The sequence below is a fragment of the Bacillus sp. Marseille-Q1617 genome (assembly GCF_903645295.1).
In the GTDB taxonomy this organism is placed as follows: domain Bacteria; phylum Bacillota; class Bacilli; order Bacillales; family Bacillaceae_B; genus Rossellomorea.
On record NZ_CAHJXM010000001.1, the window covers coordinates 1,255,715 to 1,279,619 of the forward strand.

Sequence of the window (23,905 nt, forward strand, 5' to 3'; positions counted from 1 at the left end):
GTTAAACAATTTTAGAATTTAATTCATTTATTATACAATAGAATCAATGGATCTTTGAAAGGTGGCCGACAGGTATGAAACAGTTAAACGACACATTTTTAAAAGCGGCAAAAGGTGAAAAAACAGACTATACACCGGTATGGTATATGAGGCAGGCTGGCCGTTCGCAGCCCGAATATAGAAAAATAAAGGAAAAGTATTCCCTTTTTGAAATTACGCATCAGCCTGAGCTTTGTGCGTACGTGACCAGACTTCCGGTAGAACAATACGATGTGGATGCTGCGATCCTCTACAAAGATATCATGTCACCGCTTCCGGCAATTGGAGTGGATGTAGAAATCAAGTCGGGAATCGGTCCTGTAATCGACAATCCTATCCGTTCTGTGGCAGACGTTGAGAAACTTGGGGAAATCGATCCTCAAAATGATGTTCCTTATGTTCTGGATACAATCAAGCTTCTTACTCAGGAACAATTATCTGTACCGCTGATCGGCTTTGCAGGAGCACCGTTTACGATGGCAAGCTACATGATTGAGGGCGGTCCTTCCAAGAACTATAACAAAACGAAATCATTCATGTACTCTGAACCGAAAGCCTGGTTTGCTTTAATGGACAAGCTAGCAGATATGACAATCACGTACGGTAAAGCCCAAATCAAGGCAGGGGCATCGGCTTTTCAAATCTTTGATTCCTGGGTAGGAGCATTAAACGTACAGGATTACAGAACATTCATTAAACCGATCATGGAAAAGATCTTCACTGCATTAAAAGAAGAGAACGTTCCTTTAATCATGTTTGGTGTGGGAGCCAGTCACTTGGCAAAAGAGTGGCATGACCTTCCCATCGATGTAGTTGGACTTGACTGGCGTCTGCCGATTACAGAAGCAAGGCAGATGGGGATTACCAAAACTGTTCAAGGGAATCTTGATCCGGCTATCCTACTCGCTCCGTGGGAAGTAATCGAAGAAAGAGCGAAAGCCATATTGGATCAGGGAATGGAACTGCCGGGCTACATTTTCAACTTGGGACACGGGGTATTCCCATCCGTCAACCCTGACACCTTGAAGCGTTTGACGGCTTTTGTCCATGAATACAGTGCGAGATAATGCAAATCCTGTAACAATAGAAGGATTAGACACTAAACATGAGGTGAAAACAAATGGCAAAAAAGAAGATGGGTCTGTTGGTTATGGCCTATGGAACTCCATATAAAGAAGAAGATATAGAACGCTATTATACTCATATCCGTCATGGCAGAACGCCTTCTGAAGAAATGCTTGAAGACTTGCGCGGAAGATATGAGGCAATCGGCGGCATCTCCCCGCTTGCCAAGATCACGATGGATCAGGCCAAGAGCCTTGAGGAGCATTTGAATTCCAAGCAGGATGAGATCGAGTTTAATATGTATCTCGGTTTGAAGCATATCGAACCATTTGTCGAAGATGCAGTGGAACTGATGCATAAAGACGGCATCGAGGAAGCGGTATCCATTGTCCTTGCTCCTCACTTTTCTACCTTCAGTGTTAAGTCGTACAATGGAAGAGCGAAAGAAACAGCTGAGAAACTAGGCGGTCCTTCCATTACATCAGTTGAGAGCTGGTATGATGAGCCGAAATTCATCCAGTATTGGGTAGAGAAAGTGAAAGGGACGTTTGAGAGCATGAATGAAGAAGAACGCCAGAATGCTGTGCTGATCGTCTCTGCACACAGCCTGCCTGAACGTATCCTTCAGTCTGGAGATCCATATCCGCAGCAGCTGGAAGAGACGGCAAAAATGATAGCTGAAGGTGCCGGTGTGGAGCACTATGCCGTTGGATGGCAGAGTGAAGGGAATACCCCGGATCCATGGCTCGGTCCTGACGTTCAGGACTTGACGCGCGAGCTTCATGAGGAGAAAGGGTACAAAACGTTTGTATACACTCCAGTAGGTTTCGTTGCCGACCATTTAGAGGTATTGTATGATAATGACTATGAATGTAAAGTGGTAACGGATGAGATAGGTGCAAGCTACTATCGACCTGAGATGCCGAACGCTAAACCTGAGTTCATCGACGCGATGGCAGATGTCATCTTAAAGCATTTAAATAAGTAGTGATTCATCTTTCGTACTCTAATACGAAGATGTGGAGGACTGCAGCTGATGAGTTCATTCTCAGGAGCTCAGTCCTTCTCTTTATTGGTAAGGAAGCGTGACAGGCTGCACGTTTTGTTTTCTGAATAATGAGCAAACTCCAGATGAAAATCATTAGGGATTAATAATTAGATAAAGAAGGCGATGTTATTGAGGGGACAACAAGTGAAAAAAGTTGTGGTCATTGGCGGAGGAATTACTGGTCTGGCAACCGCTTATTATTTGCAAAAAGAAATCAAGGAAAAAAACCTTCCCATCCAACTGAAATTAGTAGAGGGATCACACCGGTTAGGCGGTAAAATCCAAACGCTCATTAAAGACGGTTATGTCATTGAAAGAGGACCTGACTCATTTGTACCTCGTAATTCAAGCCCGATCACTTTGGCAAAAGAAATCGGGATCGATGATACGCTGGTCAGCAGCACTTGGGGAAAATCATTTGTCATTGCCGGCGGGGAACTTTACCCTATGCCTGGGGGTTCTATTATTGGAATACCGACCCAAATCGCCCCATTTATCACCACGAATCTTTTTTCTATCACTGGAAAGATGAGAGCTGCCGCTGACTTTATCCTTCCGCGCTCCACAGTCACTGACGATCAATCACTTGGCAGATTCTTCAGAAGACGAATGGGGGATGAAGTAGTCGATAATCTGATCGAACCCCTGTTGACCGGTATATATGCCGGGGATATCGATCAATTAAGTCTTATGTCTACATTTCCTGAACTGCATCATATCGAACAAAAGCACCGCAGTCTGATTGCCGGTATTAAAAAAGCTGCTTCCCAGACTGAGAAAGAAGAGAAGAACGGCAGGTTCATGACTTTTTCACAAGGACTTCAATCCCTTGTCGATGGAGTGGAAAATGCGTTGGAGCCTCAGACGATTCATAAAGGGATGAAGGTTTCCCATGTTCACCAAGAGGGTGATGGAGGTTACACGATTGAGTTTACAAACGGCCATGTACTGGATGCTGACAGCTTGGTAATCACCACGCCTCATCACTCACTCCAATCCATGTTTCCTTCCTATTCATTTATGGATTATTTAAAGGAAATGCCGGCAACTTCAGTAGCTACTGTTGCCATGGGATTTGACCAATCTGCGATTAAAAAGAATGTGGATGGGAACGAGTTTATTGTGTCGAGAAACAGTGACTATTCTATCACAGCGTGCACATGGACTCATAAAAAATGGCCGCACAGCGCTCCCGATGGAAAGGTATTGCTGCGTTGTTATCTGGGGAAATCAGGGGATGAGACCATTGTGGACCTTTCAGATGATCAGATTGAGCAAATCGTGCTCGAAGACTTGGAAAAAATCATGGACCTTGAAGGTGAACCTGAATTTACAGTCGTCACCCGTTACAAGGATTCGATGCCTCAGTACACGGTTGGCCATATTGAGCGGACGAAAGCCCTCTATCAGAACCTGGAAGAAAGGTTACCCGGGGTCTTCATTGCGGGAAGTTCATTTGAAGGTCTCGGCATTCCTGAATGCATTGAGCAAGGGGAGAAAGTGGTTCGGAAGGTAGTCAACTATATGCAATGAAAAAGAGGATGGGACAAAGCCAATACATCCCTGTCCCAGCCTCTTTTTGATTATTTAAGATCTATTTCACGACCCTGTACCTTGCATGCTGCATCACCCAGTTTTGGGGGAATGCACTTCCGAGTACCCAATAGCTCATCCCTCTCAATTGATATTCATCCAATATGTTATGTTTGGCTAATATGCTCCTGGCATCTTCAAACCATACTTCATGCTGCTGCCCGGTTTCATCCCAATATTTAAAGTAGGGTGCCTGATATTCTGTGTCGTACTGAATCCGGACACCATATTTACCTGCTAAATCAACTGCGGCCAGGGGCGAAACGGTTTTGGCGAAAGTTCCCTCTACCCAGGGGACCTTCCAATCCCGTCCGTATAAAGGTACACCCATAAGGATCTTATTGCGGGGAATAACAGTAACTGCGTAATCCAATACTTTTTTTACTTCGCTGATGGGAGCGATCGCCCATGGCCTTCCGCCTGCCCACCCCCACTCGTATGTCATGAGCACGATGAAGTCGACGATCTCCCCGTGGGCTTTATAATCATGCGCCTCATATAACAGCCCTTTTTGATCTTCCTTTATTTTAGGAGCCAGGGCAGTGGATACTGAATACCCTTTCGGCTTCAATGCCGCTGTAACTTTTCGAAGGAAGCTGTTATAATTTTCGCGATCTTCGGGATAGACGTATTCAAGGTCGAAATTCACACCCTTATATCCTTTGGTTTCCATTGTTTTTATCAGATTGGAAATAAAAGTTGTCTGAAGTGTTTCGTTTCGAAGAAGAGAAGCAGCTAAATCCGAGTCAAACATTGAGCCGGAATAATTCGTCATAACAAGAAGCGGATCAACATTAGTATCGTAAGCGGCAGATATCAATCCCTCATCATTCAAAGCAGTCAGCGTCCCATCTTCTTTAAAGGAATAAGTGAATGGAGTGAGATACGTAAAATAATTCCCCAATCCCCTTACCTCACCGACCCCTTCGCTCCCGGTTTGAGTGATATATGAATTGATTTCAGTTGATTTCTTTTTATTGGGAATCCGGATTTTCTGATCGGGATAAATGAGTGAAGGGTTTGGGATCTGATTTGCATTTAGAATGTCCTGCAATCCAACTTTATAGTTATAGGAAATGGTATAAAGAGTGTCCCCTGCTTTGACAGTATGGGTGAAGTATGGCAGGACGATCAGCTGTCCAATGTAAAGTTGCGAAGGATTTGCAATTTGGTTGAAGTCGATAAGTTCCTGCAGTCCGATGTTGACTTTCTGACTGATTTTATTTAAAGTATCACCCGGCTGCACGATATATTCTTTATTGGGCTCGGGAATGATGAGACTTTGTCCGATAATAAGAAAGTTAACGTTTTTCAATTGATTCCCATGGGAAATCTGGGACATGTCAACGTTGAATTGCCGGGAAATGGACCAAAGCGTATCACCGCTTTTTACAACATAGATATTCATGTAGCACCTCCTAGACAGAGTGTTCTGTATAGCTTATTCTTGGAGGCTTATTTTATATGTCTCTTTACAAACATTGCTGCTGTCGGGAATTCAACAGCGGCCATGAATGAAGGTTACTAGAAAAATGCTAAAAAATAAAAGAGTTGTATAATTTGTAAAGGTGTGATAGATTAAACAATGTGATAATGACTAAAATTCAATTTTGGTCATACAGTCAAAAAGAGGTGAGTGAATGGCAGTTAACAGGAAACAACAAATAGTAGAGGCAGCTTCCAAGTCATTTTCTTTATTCGGATATAAAGCTACCACCATGGACCAGGTCGCCAAGCTTGCAAACGTTGGTAAAGGCACCATCTATACGTTCTTTAAAAATAAGGAAGAATTGTTTGACGAGATTGTCACTTCATTAATCAATGAAATGAAAAAGGAAGCAGAGCAAGTGATTGACCCTCAAGAATCTTTTACGGAGAATGTTCATCGTGCACTTTTTCGCCTGCTTGAGTTCCGAAAAGAGCATCAGCTGACAATAAAGCTGTATCAGGAAGCAAGAGAAATCGGAACCCCCGCAGTATCGGAAGTGATTGATCGAATGGAGAAAGCGGTCATCGAGCTTTTGAGTCAACGAATTGAAAAAGCAATAGCTTCTGGAGCGATTAAGCCGTGCAATCCAGAAATGACCGCATTTATTATGTTGAAGCTGTATGTCTCATTGATCTTTGATTGGGAACGGACCCATGGTCCACTCGATAAAGACGAAATTTCCAATCTGTTTGAGCTGTATCTTATAAAAGGGTTATCTGCAGGATAGTCCTTTATTTTTGATCGGGAATGACCAAACGAATAATATGGTCAATTATTTTTTGTTTCAAAGTGACTATTTGAGATAAATGGTCATTTATTCTTATTTCAATCAACATAGGAGGAAAAGATGAAGAAAACTTTTACAGGTTCAGAATTTAAAGCAATATTCCGTAACAAAAAACTGCTTATACCCATTCTCGCTGTGTTATTCATCCCTGTCTTATATAGCGGTATGTTTCTGTGGGCGTTTTGGGATCCTTATGAACAGCTGAATGATTTACCCGTAGCAGTTGTAAACAGTGACCGCGGAGCAGAGTTTAATGGGGAGGAACTTCATATTGGATCTGATCTCGTTCAGAAACTGAAGGATAGCGGTCAATTTGACTTTCATTTTGTAGATAAAGAAGCAGGTTATGAAAACCTGAAGAAACAAGACTATTATATGCTGGTAGAAATTCCAGAGGACTTTTCTGAAAATGGCACTACACTTCTGGAGGATCATCCTCAAAAGCTTTCCCTGAAGTATGTCCCTAATGAAAGCTTCAACTTCTTGTCTGCTCAAATCGGTGATACAGCGATGAAAGAAATCAAGGCCAGCCTTTCCCAATCTGTGTCCGAAACCTATGCGGAAACGATGTTTGATAAAATCCAGGAAATGGGTGATGGGTTCCAGACAGCGAGTGATAAGGCGGGAGAAATCAACAGTGGAGCCCTGGACTTGTCCAAAGGTGCACAAACATTGAAGGATAATCTAACTGTTTTGGCTGAAAAGAATGTTGAAATGACAGACGGCGTCGCAAAAACGAAGGCAGGAGCCGCTGAACTTGCCAAGGGTTCAAAAGAACTATCGGACGGTGTCGGTGTCATGGCCGACAAATCTCAACAATTGTATAAAGGAACACAGGATATACAATCAGGTATTGATGCTCTGGCAGGAGGTATTGATAAGAGCAAAGCCGGCTTGGAAGAAGTGGATGCCGGACTGGATAGTGCAATCCACAATACAGCCCAATTATATGCAGGTTCTCAAACCCTGACAGATAAAATAGGGGAGCTTCAGGCAGGAGCTGATCGTGCTGAAGCCGGAGCGCAGGCGATTGGGGCAGGTGCCCATGAACTTGAAACTCAATTGGCGCCATTCATGGAAAACCTTCCAAAGGAGAAACAAGAACAATTGAAGGCAGCCATTAATCAAATTAAACAAGGTGCCACAGGTCTGGAGACAGGCACAGGGTCCCTCAACAGCGGGGCTGCAGAGCTGCAGAAGAGTGCTGGAAACCTTGCAGGCGGACTCGGAAAACTGAATGAAGGACAGAAAAAGCTGCAAGGCGGGGTCACCCAACTTGTTGATGGAACGGTTCAGCTTGACCAAGGTTCCAACCAGCTCCAGGCGGGGCAGGCTGAGATTGTAAAGAACGTTGGTCTGTTAACTGGAAAGATGGGAGAAGTCCACCAAGGAACGGTTCGACTTGCTTCAGGTGCAAGTGAATTAAGTTCTGGGCTGAATAGAGTTTATAATGGCTCGACTCAATTGATGGATGGATCTAAAAAGCTCGCTGACGGCTCTGTTCAATTAGCGGAAGGGTCGACAAAATTATCCGATGGAACGACGGAATACGAAAACAAGTTAAAAGACGCTGCCAAAGAAGCAAACAGTGTAAAGGCAAATGGAGATACCTATGACATGATGGCAGCACCAGTCGATGTAAAAAACGAAAAAATAAATCATGTGCCGAACTACGGAACTGGTTTCGCTCCTTACTTCTTATCCCTCGGACTGTTTGTGGGTGCACTTTTGATTTCGATAGTCTATCCACTGAAAGAACCTGCAGATCGTCCTTCGAGTGGGATGAGCTGGTTCATGGGTAAATTCACGGTCCTTACGACAGTAGGGATCATCCAATCCCTGATTGCGGCAGGAATTCTACTGTTTGGATTGGGTCTTGAAGTAGAAAGTGTACCTTTGTTCTTGTTTTCTACCATCATCACAAGCCTTACGTTCCTTGCGTTGATTCAGGTGCTTGTGACGATCTTGGGTGATCCGGGACGATTCGTGGCGATCATCATTTTGATCCTTCAATTGACGACAAGTGCAGGGACATTTCCATTAGAATTGATACCAAGTGCACTTCAGCCTATCAGTGCATTGCTGCCGATGACATACTCCGTATCAGCGTTTAAAGCAATCATCTCAAGCGGCGATGTTGGTTACATGTGGCAGAATCTCTTGATCCTTCTGGGGTATTTCCTTGTCTTCATCGTCCTAACTTCAATTTTCTTTGTAGGACAATTCAAGAAACAATATACGAAAGCCATTGAAGCTTAATATGTAAGAGGAGATGCCCGTGCATCTCCTTTTTACATTCATAAAATGGACAAACCAATCATGACAATCAAGGTGTATACTATGTGGTGAGAAGTTCACAATGATTATTGAACACAAGATTGCTTATCAAAGGAGAGTTATGATGAAGAAGTTGCTGCTGTTCTTACTAATGAGTGTACTGGCACTATTGGTTTCTGCCTGCGGAAACTCAAATGCAGGTGACTCATCTGAGGAAGGGAACAAGATGGAACCGATAGCTGCAGAACTTGAGGTCCCGGAAAAGGGTGAAAAAGGAAAAGCCCTGTCTCTTTCCACAAAAGTTACTCAAGGTGCAGAGAGTGTGGAGGATGCAGATGAAGTAAAATATGAAATATGGAAAAATGGTCAAAAAGAAGAAAGTGAAATGATTGAGGCGAAGCATGACAAGGACGGAGTATATAAAGCGGAAAAGACATTAGATGAAGACGGCATGTATACTGTACAGGTCCACGTGACGGCCCGCGAAATGCATACCATGCCGAAAACGGAAATAACAATCGGTGAAGGTCATGAAGAAGGACATGGAGATGAAGGCGGCGATGATCATGGCCACCACGATAGTACAGTCTCTATTGACTTGATAAAGCCTGACTCGATTAAAGCCGGGGAAGAATCTGAATGGAAGGTACATGTAGAAAACGAAGGGAAGGCATTGGAAGGTGCCGAAGTGCGTCTTGAAATCTTTAAAGAGGGTCAAGAAAAGCATGAATGGGTCGATCTTGCAGCTGGTGAAGACGGTGAATATAATGTTTCTTATGCCTTTCCGGAGAAGGGGAAGTATACCGTCGAGGTCCATGTGACCAAAGGGAAAGAAATTCACGAACACACCATGCAGACAGTAGAAGTTAAATAACATGAAAAAGGATGCTCTCATTTTAGAGCATCCTTTTTGTTATCCATTTCCGGCGGCCAGTAACCTCGAGAAGTCAAAGAACGTCATTTCAGCGGGTACACACTTTTTACCTCATACAGATCGTCTTTTTAATAACCCTATTAATCCTTAATACTCGTAATCAGTCGTACATTTCTCGCAGTAAATACCGTAGCATTCATGCTGCTCTTCAATTACTTCTCCACATTGTGCACAAGACTTAGGCGGCAAATTTCGAAAGAATTCCATAATATTTTTTACCATGTTCATCACCCTCCGTAATTTTTATTCACCCGTCATTTGTTTGTGTTATATAACTGGTGTGTTAATTTATTTTATTGTATTATAACAGTATGAATCCCGTCAATGGTTTATTCAAAATTAGGCGGAAAAAATGAAAAAATAGGCAGAATGAAGTATAGTAGGGTTATATGACATGACAAATTTCGCAGGGGAGGTTCAACATGAAGCTGACCATCATCGGTCATTGGGGTGGATATCCGAAGGCAGGCGAAGCCAGCACAGGGTATTTGCTCGAACACAATGGCTTTACATTATTAGTGGATTGCGGGAGCGGGGTACTCTCCCATTTACAAAAATATATTGATCCTACTGAATTGGATGCCGTACTAATTTCCCATTATCATCCGGATCATATTGCGGACATCGGTGTACTGCAGCACGCTTTATTAATACAGTATTTCTTAGGGAAATCAAAAGGTACACTGCCGGTTTATGGGCATGACGAAGATGCCCAGGGTTTCAAGTCACTTACATATAAACAATTCATGAAAGCTCATCCGTATAATGAAAAGTCAGAATTGACCATAGGACCTTTCTCTGTAACATTTGTGAAGACCAAACATCCTGTACCATGTTACGGGATGCGCATTGAAGCGGATGGGAAATCCATTTTTTACACAGCTGATTCTTCCTACAAAGACTCTTTTGTACCGTTTGGAAAGGATGCAGACCTGCTCCTTTGTGAGTGTAATTTCTATGGGGATATGGATGCTTCCGGTGCTGGTCACATGACAAGCCTCGATGCAGGAAAGCTTGCCCTGGAAACCGGAGTGAAAAAGCTGATTCTGACTCACCTTCCTCATTTTGGGGATCTGGAACAATTAGCCTCTGAAGCAAAAACGATCTATAAAGGAGACGTACAGCTCGCCAAACAGGGGATGGAAATCATCATTTAGGAGGATTACGATGTTATTTATTGATAATAAAGGGATCACAGATCCACGAATCAACTTGGCAATCGAAGAGTATGCACTGAAAAACCTCGACATCAACGAAAGTTACTTACTGTTCTATATCAATGAACCTTCGATCATCATAGGTAAAAACCAAAATACAATCGAAGAGATCAATACAGAATATGTTGATAAAGAAGGACTGCACGTAGTAAGGCGCCTATCAGGCGGTGGAGCGGTCTACCACGATCTCGGTAACTTGAACTTCAGCTTCATCACAAAAGACGACGGAGAAAGCTTTCATAACTTCCAGAAGTTCACCGAACCCGTTGTGAAAGCTTTAAACAAGCTTGGTGTCAACGCTGAACTGAGCGGCCGTAATGACTTGCTGGCAGAAGGAAGGAAAATCTCAGGAAATGCCCAGTTCTCTACAAAGGGACGGATGTTCAGCCATGGAACGTTATTGTTTGATTCAGAAATGGAGAACGTTGTGTCTGCGCTGAAAGTGAAGAAGGATAAAATTGAATCAAAGGGAATCAAATCAATCCGCAGCCGTGTCGCGAACATCTCTGAATTCCTTTCTGAAAAAATGGCGATTGAAGAGTTCCGTTCCACGCTCCTTGACTATATTTTTGGTGGAAGCGATGTAGAGGAATATGTTCTAACAGATGAAGACTGGAAAAATATCCATGAACTTTCCAAGGAACGCTATCAAAACTGGGATTGGAATTATGGGAAATCCCCGAAATTCAATCTGCAGCATTCGCACAGATTCCCGGTCGGCCAGATCGATGTCCGTCTGGAAGTCAATAAAGGTATGATTGAAAACTGCAAGATTTACGGAGATTTCTTTGGCGTCGGCAACGTGGAGGACGTAGAGGAGAAACTCACGGGCACGCGCTATGAAAGAAAAGAAATTGCGCAGGCATTGGAAGGTGTAGAGATCCAGCATTATTTTGGAAAAATAACTAAAGAAGAATTTGTTGATTTGGTTTATTGATATTGATATACGTGGTAAAGCACTCCCTGGTTTTGGGAGTGCTTTTTTTATCGTGCAGATTTGGAGGGTTAGCCATGCATTTGTTCAGTGATATGGTTGGTAATATTCTACCATATAAAATATAGAACTAAATATTTATGTACCACATTGAATTATTATTCTATCATTATAGTATTACATAATTTGGAGGTACATACATGAAAAACAAGTTACTTGCAGGAATTGCCAGTTTTACACTGCTGGCTTCCTCCCCACTCAACGTATTGGCCGATTCTCCCCAAACGGTCATCCAAAACACTCAATTAGAGGAAAAGGAGAAGAGCTTATTCAATAGTGAGCACTATGATTTTGTGAAGTACTCGCAAATAGAAGGGAAACTGAATGCCCTTGCCAAAGAAAGCAGCCGGATTTCCGTGGAAAAGAGTAAAACGAAGTCTGCTTTGGGACAGGACATGTATGTCGTGACAGTGTCCGACCCTTCTGCAAAAGGGAAATTCGGATATTACAAGGGTCTCCGCAAAAAGATGATCAAATCTCCTGATAAAGCCCAGGATTTCATCGAAAAGCACCCCGATTTAAAAGTACCGGTCATGATAAATGGCTCTATCCATGGTACCGAGTTTGTAGGCACTGACGCAGTTCTTCAATTGATTGAACGATTCGCAACCGACAATGACGAGGAGACAAAATCCATTTTAGAAGACCATATTCTCATCTTCAATGTTACAGCGAATCCGGATGGGCGCATTGGTGCAACCCGTTTCAACGGGAATGGGATCGATCTTAATCGTGACTTCATCACTCAATCGCAGCCTGAAACAGAACATATGGTAGATTTGATCACTGAATGGAATCCAATGGTATTCCTTGATCTTCATGGATACGTGAAGGGATATGGCGGTCCTTCTAAACCTGGTCTTATTGAACCGTGCACTCCTCCACATAACCCAAACTATGAGTATGATTTGTATTCCAAATGGGCCATGGGTCAAGCTGAAGCGATGGAGGCAAGCATTGTAGGCAATAAGGCTAATTACGAAAATACAAATACGGAAACGTCCAAAGTGGATTATCAGAATATGGAGGGGACCTATATCCCGCAGCGTGATGATTCTGCAGGATGGGACGATTATCCGCCTATCTTCACCCCGATGTATGCCATGTATCATGGGGCATACGGTTATACGCTTGAAGCACCGACAAATGACTGGGATGGTGTCAAGTGGACGTATGATGCTGTAATGGGGGCGTTGAATTTTGCCAGTGAAAACAAAACTGAAATGGTAAAGGATCAAATTGAAGTGTTTAAGCGCGGCGTCCAATTCGATCATCCATTCCATAAAGAGGGGCATTTCCCATCTGCCTATATTTTACCAAACGACGCAGAAGATCAAACAGCTACTCAAAAAGCTGTCGCACACCTTCAAGATAATGATATAACCGTGGAAGAAGCGAAAAAAGAATTTACTTACGATGGTGTTACGTATCCTAAAGGCACCTACATTGTGCCAATGGATCAGGCAAAAGCAGGGCTTGCCAATACGATGCTTTGGGATGGTGAGGATATAACGGAAGACACGCCGAGCATGTATGACATTTCCGCATGGAATCTGCCGGAATTATGGGGATTCCAGGCAGTTGAAGTAAGCAGTGAGGATCAACTGAATGTGAAGTCAAATGAAGTACGCGCCCTTGATTCCAATGGGGAAGTGATTGGAGAGGGACCATATGCCATCCCGAATTCATCAGTCGAATCTGTATCTCTGGCAAATCAGTTATTAAATAAAGGTCACACGCTGTACAGGGGCAGTGATGGCACATTATATGCCGACAGTTCAGCTAAATCTGAATTGCAGACCCTTGTAAAAGATTCAGCTGTCACAATCGCCACGAAGGCAATCCCAGAGGGGGCAAAAGAAGTGAAGGCCCAGGTTGTTACAATCCTTAAAGATGGAGGAATCAATAAAGCTCAATCTCATGCCGGAACAAAGCTGGCGTTGGAGCGTCTTGGATTCCAAGTTGTTGAAAAAACTCCCGTTCAAATAGCCGAAGAAGGATTGGGAGAAAGTGATGTGTTCATCTATAATGGAAAATCAAATTTGATTTCTTATGAAAACAGTACTGCCAATCAGGAGTTTGGACTACAGGATGCAGCTCAATATGAAGCGTTTAAAGCAAACGTAAAAAGCTTTATTGCTGAAGGTGGAAACTTCCTGGCTATCGGGGCTGGCGCTTCCCAGGCATCAACCAAACTTGGCCTGAGTGACGTTGAAGTGAAAACCGGCGGATCAAACAGCAACGGCATCGTGCATTTGACACATGGAGATTCAACTTATACAGCCGGGTATAATGCCGAGGACCTCGGGTTTGTCTACCAGCCGACATGGTACTCAAATACCGAAAACAAGGAAGTGTTATCAAACTATAAAGATAGTGAAGATTTCTTCATGGCCGGACACTGGAAAGGTAGAAGTCAAGCGCAGGGGAGACCGGTCATGGTGAAAGACGGGAATGTCTTGCTCATTGGATTGGAACCAACTTTCCGAGATCATACGGATTATCTGTTCCGACTGGTATCAAACGCCATTTTTGCCGAATCGAATTAATCACCATACAAAGAAAGACTGTCTTGGACCAGGGCAGTCTTTTCTACTATTCTATCAAAGGTTTTATGATGCGGGGGACTTGTAATAATAGTATTCTTTATATAAAATATATTTTGAATACTTTTAATAATTAGATGAATGACCATTCATTCATTTTGCAAAGGGGAGGTATTTTTAATGAATATTTCATCACGTTTGGAACAAATTGCTCTAGAAAAATCAGATAAGACAGCATATCATTTCCTGGCTCATTCGAGTACATACGGAGAGTTAAATGCTGCTGTGTCTAAATTTGCAAGCGGGTTGGAGCAGCTGGGATTGAAAAAAGGGGATCATATCGCACTTGTTCTTGGAAATTCACCACATTTCGTCATCGGATTGTACGGTGCACTGCGCCTTGGATTAAAAGTCATTCCTATTAATCCGATTTATACGCCTGACGAAATCGGCTATATCCTTAAAAACGGGGATGTCAAAGCCATCGTTACGTTAGACCTGCTTCTCCCATTAATTGAGAAGATGCAGCATCTGCTGCCTGATGTACAGAGCTTTATCCTCTGTGAATCTGGTGATGAACGTGCTAAGGGGATCGATCTGGAAAGACTTTCTGAAGCAAACCCAAAATTGAAATCGTTTTCAAGTGTATTGTCCAGTGGGGATATGGGCTTTAAAGGACCCGAGATCGCTGAAGAGGAAGTCGCCATCATCCTGTACACATCCGGTACAACAGGAAAACCTAAAGGAGCCATGCTGACACATAAGAATATTTATTCAAATGCAATGGATGTCGGCAGCTATCTGAAGATGAATGAAGAAGATCGTGTCATCACCGCGCTTCCGATGTTCCACGTCTTCTGTCTGACCGTCGTCTTAAATGCACCACTGATGACCGGTGCCACATTATTGATTGTCCCGCGCTTCAGTCCGAAAGATATTTTCGCCTTATCGAAGGAATATCAACCGACTGTGTTTGCAGGTGTACCGACGATGTACAACTTCCTTTACCAATATCCCGAAGGCAATCCGGAAGACCTATCTTCGCTGCGTCTATGCATTTCCGGCGGAGCTTCTTTACCAGTAGCCTTACTGAAAAACTTCGAAAAGAAATTCAATGTCATGATCTCAGAAGGGTACGGATTATCTGAAGCATCACCTGTAACATGCTTCAATCCACTCGACCGCCCTAGAAAACCGGGGTCCATCGGTACATCGATCATGAACATCGAGAACAAAGTAGTAGATGAACTGGGAGATGAAGTTCCTGTCGGTCAGGTGGGCGAACTGATCGTAAGAGGCCCGAATGTCATGAAAGGCTATTATAAAATGGAAGAAGAAACAGCTGCTGCCATTCGTGACGGCTGGCTGTATACCGGCGATCTGGCCCGGATGGATGAAGAAGGCTACTTCTATATTGTGGACCGCAAAAAAGAATTGATCATCGTCGGCGGCTACAACGTCTATCCGCGTGAAGTAGAAGAGGTTCTCTATGATCACCCTCAAATTGTGGAAGCCGCAGTCATCGGTGTACCCGACCCTGAAATGGGAGAAGCGGTAAGCTGCTACGTGGTCAAAAATGACCCGGCACTAACCGAGGATGCCGTGATGGAGTATTGTAAAGAACATCTGGCAAAGTACAAGCTTCCTTCTCAAATTGAATTCCTGGAAGAACTGCCTAAAAATACAACAGGGAAGATATTGAGGAGAGCATTGAAGGAGCAAGTACTGCAGTCTTGATTGAGGAGGTGCCCAGTGAGTTATCACTGGGCCTCTTTTTTTATTCTTCACACATAAGGAAATTTCGTGCGATTTGTTATGTTACGGGCAGCCATCAGAAAACAGATTTTTGATTAATTCATGGTGTTTGAAAGGGTTTACACTATTTTTGTCGAATGTTAGTTACTGAGAAACTATACAAACAAAGGGGAGAACCATCTTGGAAACGATCTTATTAGAACAAAAGGGACATACTGCAATTGTAACGATCAATCGACCAGAGGCGATGAATGCCTTTAATTATGATACGTTAAATGAATTACAGCAGGTAGTGGACTCACTGCGCATCAATCCTGATGTACGAGTTGTGATCTTTACCGGGAGCGGTGAGAAAGCATTCAGCGTAGGTGCTGATCTGAAGGAGCGAAAAACACTGACCGAAGCGCAGGTGCTTCGAAACGTATATAAAATAGGGGAAGTCTTTCAATCCGTTTCGACCCTTCCGCAGCCGACAATTGCCGCAATGAACGGCTACGCATTCGGCGGGGGGATGGAGCTTGCACTCGCCTGTGATTTCAGACTGGCGGCAGCCGGAACCTCAATGGGCCTTACCGAAACAAGTCTTGCCATCATCCCGGGAGCGGGAGGAACACAGCGCCTGCCAAGGTTGATTGGGGAATCGAAGGCACTCGAACTGATCCTCACAGCCAAGCGCCTGACCTCAGAGGAAGCACACGAAATCGGATTGGTGACAAGGGTCGTCAACAAAGACAACTTCTTCGAGGAAGTACATGCATTTGTGGAACCTATGCTTTCCAACGGACCGGTCGCTCTTCAACAGGCAAAATATGCAGTTAAGAATGGCATGAACGTGGATCTTCAAACCGGCCTGCAAATCGAAAGAAAAGCGTATGAAATCACGATTCCGACAGAGGACCGCGTTGAAGCGTTACTGGCATTCAGCGAGAAGAGGAAGCCGGAGTTTAAGGGAAAATAGTTTATACGGGGAGAGCTCGCCTGGTTTTTGGGCGGGTTCTTTTATTTTGGGTGTGGATAGTGTGCAGCGTTTGAGATGGAATTGGGCTTGGTATGAGTAAGATGGTTCATCCGTTCATGTTATGTGGAAAGTCATTGGTAGATTTGTCTGTTTTGGCTGGATAGTAGGGGAATGGGGGAGGTGGTGTTTGATATGGATTGCAGGGGAAGGGGGGTTTTTTGAAAAAGGTTTGGACAAATTAGGGTTTTGGTTGTTTGGTTTGTATTGATCGGCTGCAATAGGGGGAGGTTTGTAGCGACCTTGAATGGACGTATGCGGTGATGAGGAGACAACCCGTGGTCTGTAACGAAATTCGACAAGTGGTGCAATTATCTGGAAAGTAGAACGATTATTTTTATAACGGTTCAATTTAAGATAAAACGGAACAATAATCTCAAAACCGGTTCAATATTCCAGAAAGCGGAACAATTAATATAAATATATTAATATTCAATCCTCGAAATAAAAAACATATCAGGTATTCTGACAATCGACCCCGAATTTAATCAGCTGACCAGGAATTACAATGGGACACCAAAGGAACCATCTACCACAAACAATTCCATTAACCCCAATCACATAACCGGTACCAAAATTCAAACCCATCCCCCAACTCCAAACCGCACCTTTGACATCTCCCCCTAAATCTATTACTATATTAAAATAAATTCATACTAAACCAATCAGATTAAGGAGGGTTTTGCATGGGAAGCTATGTTCAACCTATAGATGAAACAAAAGGTCCCAAGAAGGGCAGTACTGAACTTAACCCGCCTCAGACGTCTTTAGTGGCCAGTGGATTAGTGGCGGCGGCTATTCTCGGGATTTATTTGTTATTTACCCAGGAAATAGCTCAAACGGTATTGCTTGTTCTTGGATTGCTTTTAGGATATACATTATTTCACGCAAGATTCGGCTTCACTTCGGCATTCCGTAGAGTAATGTCAGTGGGGAACGGGCAGGCGCTCAGATCTCATATGTTGATGCTTGCTGTTGCCGTTACGCTTTTTGCACCGATTTTGGCAACGGGCTATACGTTCTTTGGCGGTGAAGCTGCCGGTTATGTGTCACCGGTCGGTGTGAGCTTGATTGTCGGTGCCTTTATGTTCGGGGTCGGCATGCAGCTTGGCGGGGGGTGTGCTTCAGGTACGCTTTATGCCATTGGCGGAGGTCGTTCCGTCATGTTCATCACGCTGCTTTTCTTTATCGTAGGAGCAACGGTCGGAGCGGCTCATTTACCATTCTGGACAGAGGAACTGCCTTCATTTGAACCCATTTCACTTGCAACTTCTACGGGACTGGGATATTTCGGAGCATGGGCAGTGTCTATTGCTTTATTTGGCTTCATTGCCTGGATCACTTTAAGAATAGAGAAGAAGAAAAATCCGCCGAGAATGGCGGCACTTCCAACGACGCAAGGCTGGAAAAGGATTTTTCGCGGATCTTGGCCGCTTATCGCAGCAGCCATTGTTCTTGCAGTTTTAAATGCACTTACACTCATGACGAGAGGAAATCCTTGGGGCATCACATCTGCTTTTGCGCTTTGGGGTTCAAAAGCGGCAGCAATGTTCGGAGTGGATGTTGCGAGCTGGGGATACTGGAGTGGATCGAATGCAGCAGCTCTGCAATCGTCCATTTTCGCTGATTCCACCACGGTCCTGAACTTTGGTGTCATCCTTGGAGCGTTCCTCGCGTCAGCAGCGGGAGGACTATTCCGGTTTAATAAGATCACTGGTAAAAATGCAGCGGCATCCGTCATTGGCGGTCTGCTGATGGGATATGGTGCACGTTTGGCATTCGGATGTAACATCGGTGCTTATTTCGGAGGGATTGCTTCATTCAGCCTTCATGGCTACATTTGGGGCATTCTTGCATTAGGAGGAACATTCCTTGCCCTATATCTCAGACCTTTATTCGGCCTCTCAGTACCTAAACCTAAGGATACGTTCTGTTAACTCCAAACTAAAACTCCTGCCTGAACAACCGGGCAGGAGTTTTTTCATTCATTTCCATAATAAATCATCATTTGGCAGACAGCCTGTTCCTCCGAAGAATTTATATATTGATGACCTGAATCCGCTGCAAAGCGAATGGAACTTCCTTCGTCCAATTCATAGGTTGCATCCGCTATCTTCAAGGAGATCTTACCGGCTATCACGGTGATATATTCCTCTACTCCGGGAGGGTGGCCTTCATTCTTATAGGAACAGCCCGGCCTCATCTCCACCCGATAGCTTTCCCATTTTTTAAAAGGGTCGAATGGGAATATTGGATAGACAATATAGTTTCCATCATCTTCGAGTACAGGCTGCACATCCTTATAGTGGGTGATCGATACCTGGTGCTGCGGCTTTTCGATAAGCGATGAAAATGAGACCTTCAGTCCATTTGCGATCTTCCATAGAATGGCTACGGTTGGATTGGAATCACCCCGCTCGATCTGTCCGATCATTGCTTTACTCACCCCGGTGGATTCAGCCATTTGTTCAAGGCTAAGTCCGCGTTCGCGTCGTATTTTTCTGATGTTATCGCCAATTTGTATCGGGAAATTTTCCATATTAAAACCTCTCTTGTATACTATAACGTCTATATGTATAATATAATAAATTATCAAATTATTAAAATAGCTTATTACCTTCTATTATAAAGGATGTGAAGAGATGGAGGCACTGCTTTCCACAAAAAAAGTAAGTGATTTTCGCCATGGCCTGCAGGGTGGGATAAGTATTGCCATTGGATATATGCCAGTTGCCCTTACGTTTGGATTGCTGGCAAGGACTACTGGACTTACTGTCACCGAAACCGTATTAATGAGTATGCTTGTATTTGCAGGGGCGGCTCAATACATATCTCTGAGCTTGATTGCAGTCGGTACGGGGATTCTTGAAATCATTCTCACCACGTTTATCGTGAATATCCGCCACTTCTTGATGTCTGCATCACTGAGTGAAAAGCTGGAAGAGGATGTTCTGTATAAAAAATTGACATATGCTTTTGGGATAACGGATGAAACGTTTACAGTCATCAGTGTGAAAGAGGGTAAAGTGAAAACCGGCTTTGCCTTTGGCGTCATCCTGATTTCCTATGGCAGCTGGGTGCTCAATTCCGGTATCGGGTACTTTATTGGAGAGATTCTTCCCCAGTTCCTGCAGGCAAGCATGACGATTGCTCTTTACGCCATGTTTGTCGGGCTTCTTGTCCCGTCCATGAAAAAAAGCATCAAGGTGACCTTTCTTGCGGTGACGGCAGGGGCTTTAAACAGCGTCCTCCTGTTTACAACAAACTTATCAAATGGCTGGTCCATTGTACTCGCTACGCTTGTGTCTGCCATCCTTGTAGAAGCAGTCGTCATGATTAAACAGAATGGGGGAGCAGCGAATGAATAGTACGGTTATATGGATGATTATCGGGATGGCTGTCGTCACATATATTCCGCGGATGCTTCCGTTTCTCGTTTTTAAAGGAAAAGAACTTCCTCCGTTTCTACAAGGGGTGTTGAAAAATGTCCCGTTTGCAGTGTTAGGGGCACTGATTTTCCCCAGTATATTATTGATTCAGGAAGGGAATCTTTTATTTGGGGTGGTAGGGACGGCTGCAGCATTCCTCATCGCCTTTCTGGGTGCCAATGTGATTGTTGTCGTTATCGGTGCCATTTCCATTTTATCACTCTATTCGGTATTCTTAATGTAAAGGATGAAGTCACGTGTCCCCGTGACTTTTTTATTTGGTTGGTTTGCCTCTGTTGTCCTTATACTTGTCGCCTCTGAGCGAGCCGCCTCCGCCTTTCTAGTGTCCAGCTGCAGGGCTTAGAGGCACATGTCATAAGCCAAATTGTCCAAGAAGGCAAAGAGCCGCCTTCATGGCCAATTTGGCTTATGCCACCCGCCTCTGACCAAAGCCCTTCCGCATTTCTATTGTCCAGCTCCGGCGGCTAGAGGCTCGAGGTCATAAGTCAAGCATACCAAAAAGGCAAAAGGCGCCTTTCCGGTATGCTCGCCTTATGCTTGTCGCCTCTGACCAAGCCGCCTCCGCTTTTCTTGTTCTAAATAGAAGGACAAGGTATTACATATAGTAAGAGAGAAGGAAGGGAGGAAGTAATTTGGTAAGAAAGTGGGCTTTCCGGGCGGTAATGGGTTATTTGCTGCTGGGATTATTTTTATATGTGTATTTGTTCTTTCTGGCTGACTCCTCATTACCCGACGGCTTTAGAGGGAGCAGTGCAGATCCTGCTACATTCATGAATGCAAGAGAAATCATGCTGAGTGAGGAATTTTCGAAGATCAAGAATCTGTTGTTTTTCCTTTCGACGCCTTATGAATGGTTATTTTACTTTTTGATTCTTATTTTTGGAATATCGAGAGGCTTTGAAAAATGGGCCAGGGGTACGGCGAAAAACCGCTTCATCCAAACGGCGGTTTACCTGTTCTGGTTATCACTTGCTTCATTCATTGCCATTTTCCCTTTGTCGTTCATCTCTTATAAAATTTCTAAGACTTACAATATCTCGACACAGACTTTTTCCATGTGGATGAAGGATGAATTGACGGATTTCTGGGTGAACTACTTGATTATGTTCATCATTGTCTCAGTCCTGTATGGGCTTATGAAAAAGTTTAAGAATCGATGGTGGCTGGCGGCATGGGCCTTGTCCGTACCATTTACGATTTTCATGATGTTCATCCAGCCGGTGGTGATCGATCCCCTTTATAATGATTTCTATCCTTTGAAGGATAAAGCACTTGAACAAAAGATCCTGACGCTTGCTGAAAAAGCCCAAATTCCGGCTGATCATGTGTTCGAGGTCAATATGTCGGAAAAGACCAATTCCCTTAATGCGTACGTAAATGGAGTGGGCTCAAATTCCCGTATCGTTCTTTGGGACACCACCCTTGAAAAGCTGACGGATGAAGAAATTCTGTTTGTCATGGCCCATGAAATGGCCCACTATGTAGAAAAGCATATTTATATCGGGATTGCGATTTATTTAGTGCTTTCGTTCTTCGGTTTATTCCTGGCTTCCAAGCTGATGAGGGGAATCGTTGCGAATTACAAGGATGAAATCAAGGTAGGGAATGTATCCAGCCTGAGTTCATTGCCTTTATTCCTCCTGATTACCTCTATGCTGATGTTTACGGTCAGTCCATTTTCAAATTGGATCTCCCGATATCAGGAAACACGTGCAGATCGGTACGCGATTGAAATGACCGAAGATAAGCAGGCAGCCATCACGTCCTTTCAAAAGTTGTCTAAGGTTGGCCTCTCACAGGTAAATCCACCACTTTTGGTGAAGATTTTCCGGTATGGGCATCCAACCATGATGGAGCGATTGAACATGCTTGAGCATCATGAACAAGAGAAGAATGAATAAAGAAAAGGCCTGGTCATCTGACTAGGCCTCTTCTCTTTTACTGATGATTAGGTTTTTCTTCTTTTCCGTCATATAGGCGAAGATGACTTCTTTTGGTTTTATTCCTTCATGTGATAATTGATCAAGCAGCCAGTTCCGATCTTTGCCGAGGAGGTGCAAGTTTCGTTTTTGAATCTTTCCATCGACAATGACAGAAATCGGCAGCCCTTCATCATCAATCTTTAAATCTAAATGCTGAACCGTTACCGGTGTGTTTTCTACTTTAGGGATGACACTCACTTCCCCGATCGGTTCGAGCATGGCATAATCCACATCAGAGATTTTAGGGTAGCCGTTCGCTCTCAGGATGGAAGTCAATTGGATAAGGGAAATCTTTGATTTTTCCAGATTGTCCTCCAGAATTTCGCCATTTTTAATCAACAGGGTCGGTTCCCCAAGGAAGAATTTGTTTCCCCATTGACTTAATGTGAGGTATGAGAACAAAACATGAAGGCCCACCAATATGACAAGCGCTGTGATTGTTGGCCAGAACTTTGTACTGATGAGCGGTTCTGATGCGATCGTCCCTACAATGATGATGGCCACAAGGTCATAGGGCGTCATCTGTACAATGGTTGATTTTCCCATGAGCCGCATGGCCGCAATCGTAATGAGATAAAGGACAAGTACCTTGATGAATATCATGTTGTTCGCTCCAAATTTATCGACTTGCGGTTAGTTTTTACCATTAGGAGCGAAGTCATTCTCTGATCGCGGTACAAAAAGGGAAGGCTGGCTCGTTCTCAGAGCCAGCCTTTTGTTATAATCCATAACGAATATTGATTTCTTTTAATTCTTCCGTAAGTTTCATAAATAACGATTCATTCTTATGGTCCAGGGCCGCATCAATGTCTTTTAACAATTTCGTCTTTTGGGTTGTCAGGATGCTTTCGTATAGAAGCATATCAATGTAAATCTCCATCACGCTTCTTTCAGCGTTTCGTTTCCGGGTCATCGCAGAAGCTTTCATCATTTCGGTATAGGACTTTTTATTTTCCAATACGATCACCTCTGAATTCTTTTTATTAGTATATGGAAGGAAACTCAAAAATTCAACCAAAAAATTAATTATTCTGATAATTTTTATAGCAGGAATTAGTGTCATGTAAATAATTTCAGAATTTTTTAATAATATTGGAGACACCTGGTGGTATTTATGGTATTATTTTGGAGAATTATGTAAAAGGAGGAGAAAATATGAAGGGGAAATCGCGAATTTTGGAAGAATATGAAGTAAATCCTCATACATTGATGTTAAAGCCCATTGAATATGGTGCCAAGACATTTACAGAAATCATTGAAATGGAGGATGTCATTCTTTCTCCGTTTAAACCAATGGACATCCTGAAGAAAAGCTGTGAATTTTTCGGTTCGTCGTATCAAGGCAGAAAGGACGGGACGAAAGAGCTGATTGGTATTTCATATAAGGCCCCAATCATGTTAAACCCCCAAATGTCGATGTTTTTATTTCCGACTGCTTCTCCTGTGAAAAGTGAGTGTATGTGGATCTCCCATTCCCATGTAACCAGTTATTCTGCCGCCGAGAACGGTCAAACTTCAGTAACCTTTCAAAATCGGGAATCCCACCTGGTTCCCATTTCATACAGTTCATTTGAAAATCAGATGCTTCGTACATCCAGCCTTCGAATCGCTTATTCCCAGCGGGTTTCAGAGATGGAAAGCAAGTACACCATGAAATCATTTTACCTTAAAGATAAAACAAACGCGTGAGGGCATCCAATCACGCTTTTTTTATT

At 43.5% G+C, this 23,905-nt stretch carries 21 protein-coding genes; 16 read left to right on the forward strand and 5 right to left on the reverse strand.

Annotation, left to right across the window (positions count from 1 at the left end):
• Positions 1-74 precede the first annotated feature (74 nt).
• From hemE to hemY, 3 genes are all read left to right on the forward strand, one after another.
• Positions 75-1,106, forward strand: a complete 1,032-nt coding sequence (hemE, locus tag HWX64_RS06320) for a uroporphyrinogen decarboxylase (RefSeq protein ID WP_175988251.1) — start codon at positions 75-77, stop codon at positions 1,104-1,106.
• Between the two features lie 53 nt (positions 1,107-1,159).
• A complete protein-coding gene (hemH, locus tag HWX64_RS06325; protein ID WP_175988253.1) occupies positions 1,160-2,092 on the forward strand; it encodes a ferrochelatase in 933 nt (310 codons plus the stop codon).
• A gap of 183 nt (positions 2,093-2,275) precedes the next feature.
• A complete protein-coding gene (hemY, locus tag HWX64_RS06330) occupies positions 2,276-3,685 on the forward strand; it encodes a protoporphyrinogen oxidase (RefSeq protein WP_175988255.1) in 1,410 nt (469 codons plus the stop codon).
• A 61-nt stretch (positions 3,686-3,746) separates the two neighbouring features.
• Here the strand turns inward: hemY and HWX64_RS06335 are convergent, their stop codons facing one another.
• The gene (locus HWX64_RS06335) at positions 3,747-5,153 is read right to left on the reverse strand and encodes a LysM peptidoglycan-binding domain-containing protein (RefSeq protein WP_175988257.1); all 1,407 of its coding nucleotides are present in this window, start codon (positions 5,151-5,153) and stop codon (positions 3,747-3,749) included.
• A 232-nt stretch (positions 5,154-5,385) separates the two neighbouring features.
• Here HWX64_RS06335 and HWX64_RS06340 point away from each other — a divergent pair, with 232 nt between their 5' ends.
• The 3 genes from HWX64_RS06340 (at position 5,386) to HWX64_RS06350 (ending at position 9,172) form a co-directional block, all read left to right on the forward strand.
• On the forward strand, positions 5,386-5,961 hold the full coding sequence (locus HWX64_RS06340) for a TetR/AcrR family transcriptional regulator (protein WP_175988259.1): 576 nt from the start codon (positions 5,386-5,388) through the stop codon (positions 5,959-5,961).
• A 120-nt stretch (positions 5,962-6,081) separates the two neighbouring features.
• Positions 6,082-8,280, forward strand: coding sequence for a YhgE/Pip domain-containing protein (locus tag HWX64_RS06345; RefSeq protein ID WP_175988261.1), 2,199 nt, complete (start codon positions 6,082-6,084; stop codon positions 8,278-8,280).
• Positions 8,281-8,419: 139 nt separating this feature from the next.
• The gene (locus tag HWX64_RS06350; protein WP_175988263.1) at positions 8,420-9,172 is read left to right on the forward strand and encodes a FixH family protein; all 753 of its coding nucleotides are present in this window, start codon (positions 8,420-8,422) and stop codon (positions 9,170-9,172) included.
• 147 nt (positions 9,173-9,319) lie between these two features.
• Here HWX64_RS06350 and yhfH read toward each other — a convergent pair whose 3' ends face one another.
• A complete protein-coding gene (gene yhfH / locus HWX64_RS06355) occupies positions 9,320-9,454 on the reverse strand; it encodes a protein YhfH (RefSeq protein ID WP_175988265.1) in 135 nt (44 codons plus the stop codon).
• A 200-nt stretch (positions 9,455-9,654) separates the two neighbouring features.
• On the opposite strand from yhfH, the gene HWX64_RS06360 reads away from it, so the two are divergent.
• The 6 genes from HWX64_RS06360 (at position 9,655) to HWX64_RS06385 (ending at position 18,696) form a co-directional block, all read left to right on the forward strand.
• Entirely contained in the window at positions 9,655-10,389 is a 735-nt protein-coding gene (locus HWX64_RS06360) for an MBL fold metallo-hydrolase (protein WP_175988267.1), read from the forward strand.
• Positions 10,390-10,399: 10 nt separating this feature from the next.
• On the forward strand, positions 10,400-11,386 hold the full coding sequence (locus tag HWX64_RS06365; protein WP_175988269.1) for a lipoate--protein ligase: 987 nt from the start codon (positions 10,400-10,402) through the stop codon (positions 11,384-11,386).
• Between the two features lie 197 nt (positions 11,387-11,583).
• Positions 11,584-13,992 (forward strand): M14 family zinc carboxypeptidase, encoded by a 2,409-nt coding sequence (locus HWX64_RS06370; RefSeq protein WP_175988271.1) that lies wholly within the window; start codon positions 11,584-11,586, stop codon positions 13,990-13,992.
• A 177-nt stretch (positions 13,993-14,169) separates the two neighbouring features.
• A complete protein-coding gene (locus HWX64_RS06375) occupies positions 14,170-15,726 on the forward strand; it encodes a fatty acid--CoA ligase family protein (protein WP_175988273.1) in 1,557 nt (518 codons plus the stop codon).
• 199 nt (positions 15,727-15,925) lie between these two features.
• Positions 15,926-16,702 (forward strand): enoyl-CoA hydratase-related protein, encoded by a 777-nt coding sequence (locus HWX64_RS06380; protein WP_175988275.1) that lies wholly within the window; start codon positions 15,926-15,928, stop codon positions 16,700-16,702.
• Positions 16,703-17,445: 743 nt separating this feature from the next.
• Positions 17,446-18,696 (forward strand): YeeE/YedE family protein, encoded by a 1,251-nt coding sequence (locus HWX64_RS06385; protein WP_175988276.1) that lies wholly within the window; start codon positions 17,446-17,448, stop codon positions 18,694-18,696.
• 44 nt (positions 18,697-18,740) lie between these two features.
• Here the strand turns inward: HWX64_RS06385 and HWX64_RS06390 are convergent, their stop codons facing one another.
• Positions 18,741-19,298, reverse strand: coding sequence for a helix-turn-helix domain-containing protein (locus HWX64_RS06390; RefSeq protein WP_175988278.1), 558 nt, complete (start codon positions 19,296-19,298; stop codon positions 18,741-18,743).
• A gap of 103 nt (positions 19,299-19,401) precedes the next feature.
• Here HWX64_RS06390 and HWX64_RS06395 point away from each other — a divergent pair, with 103 nt between their 5' ends.
• The 3 genes from HWX64_RS06395 to HWX64_RS06405 all read left to right on the forward strand — a co-directional run bounded on the left by HWX64_RS06395 (position 19,402) and on the right by HWX64_RS06405 (position 22,109).
• On the forward strand, positions 19,402-20,127 hold the full coding sequence (locus HWX64_RS06395; RefSeq protein ID WP_175988280.1) for an AzlC family ABC transporter permease: 726 nt from the start codon (positions 19,402-19,404) through the stop codon (positions 20,125-20,127).
• Complete coding sequence (locus HWX64_RS06400) at positions 20,120-20,431, forward strand: AzlD domain-containing protein (RefSeq protein ID WP_175988282.1); 312 nt, start codon at positions 20,120-20,122, stop codon at positions 20,429-20,431. The genes HWX64_RS06395 and HWX64_RS06400 overlap by 8 nt, the downstream gene beginning before the upstream one ends.
• Positions 20,432-20,840: 409 nt before the next feature.
• Positions 20,841-22,109, forward strand: coding sequence for a M48 family metallopeptidase (locus HWX64_RS06405; protein WP_175988284.1), 1,269 nt, complete (start codon positions 20,841-20,843; stop codon positions 22,107-22,109).
• A 21-nt stretch (positions 22,110-22,130) separates the two neighbouring features.
• On the opposite strand, the gene HWX64_RS06410 is transcribed toward HWX64_RS06405, so the two are convergent.
• Complete coding sequence (locus HWX64_RS06410; RefSeq protein WP_175988286.1) at positions 22,131-22,793, reverse strand: DUF421 domain-containing protein; 663 nt, start codon at positions 22,791-22,793, stop codon at positions 22,131-22,133.
• A gap of 115 nt (positions 22,794-22,908) precedes the next feature.
• On the reverse strand, positions 22,909-23,148 hold the full coding sequence (locus HWX64_RS06415) for an IDEAL domain-containing protein (RefSeq protein ID WP_254871053.1): 240 nt from the start codon (positions 23,146-23,148) through the stop codon (positions 22,909-22,911).
• A 197-nt stretch (positions 23,149-23,345) separates the two neighbouring features.
• Between HWX64_RS06415 and HWX64_RS06420 the strand changes: the two genes are divergently transcribed.
• Positions 23,346-23,879: a competence protein ComK gene (locus HWX64_RS06420; RefSeq protein WP_175988290.1), complete on the forward strand. Its 534-nt coding sequence runs from the start codon at positions 23,346-23,348 to the stop codon at positions 23,877-23,879.
• Positions 23,880-23,905: the final 26 nt, after the last annotated feature.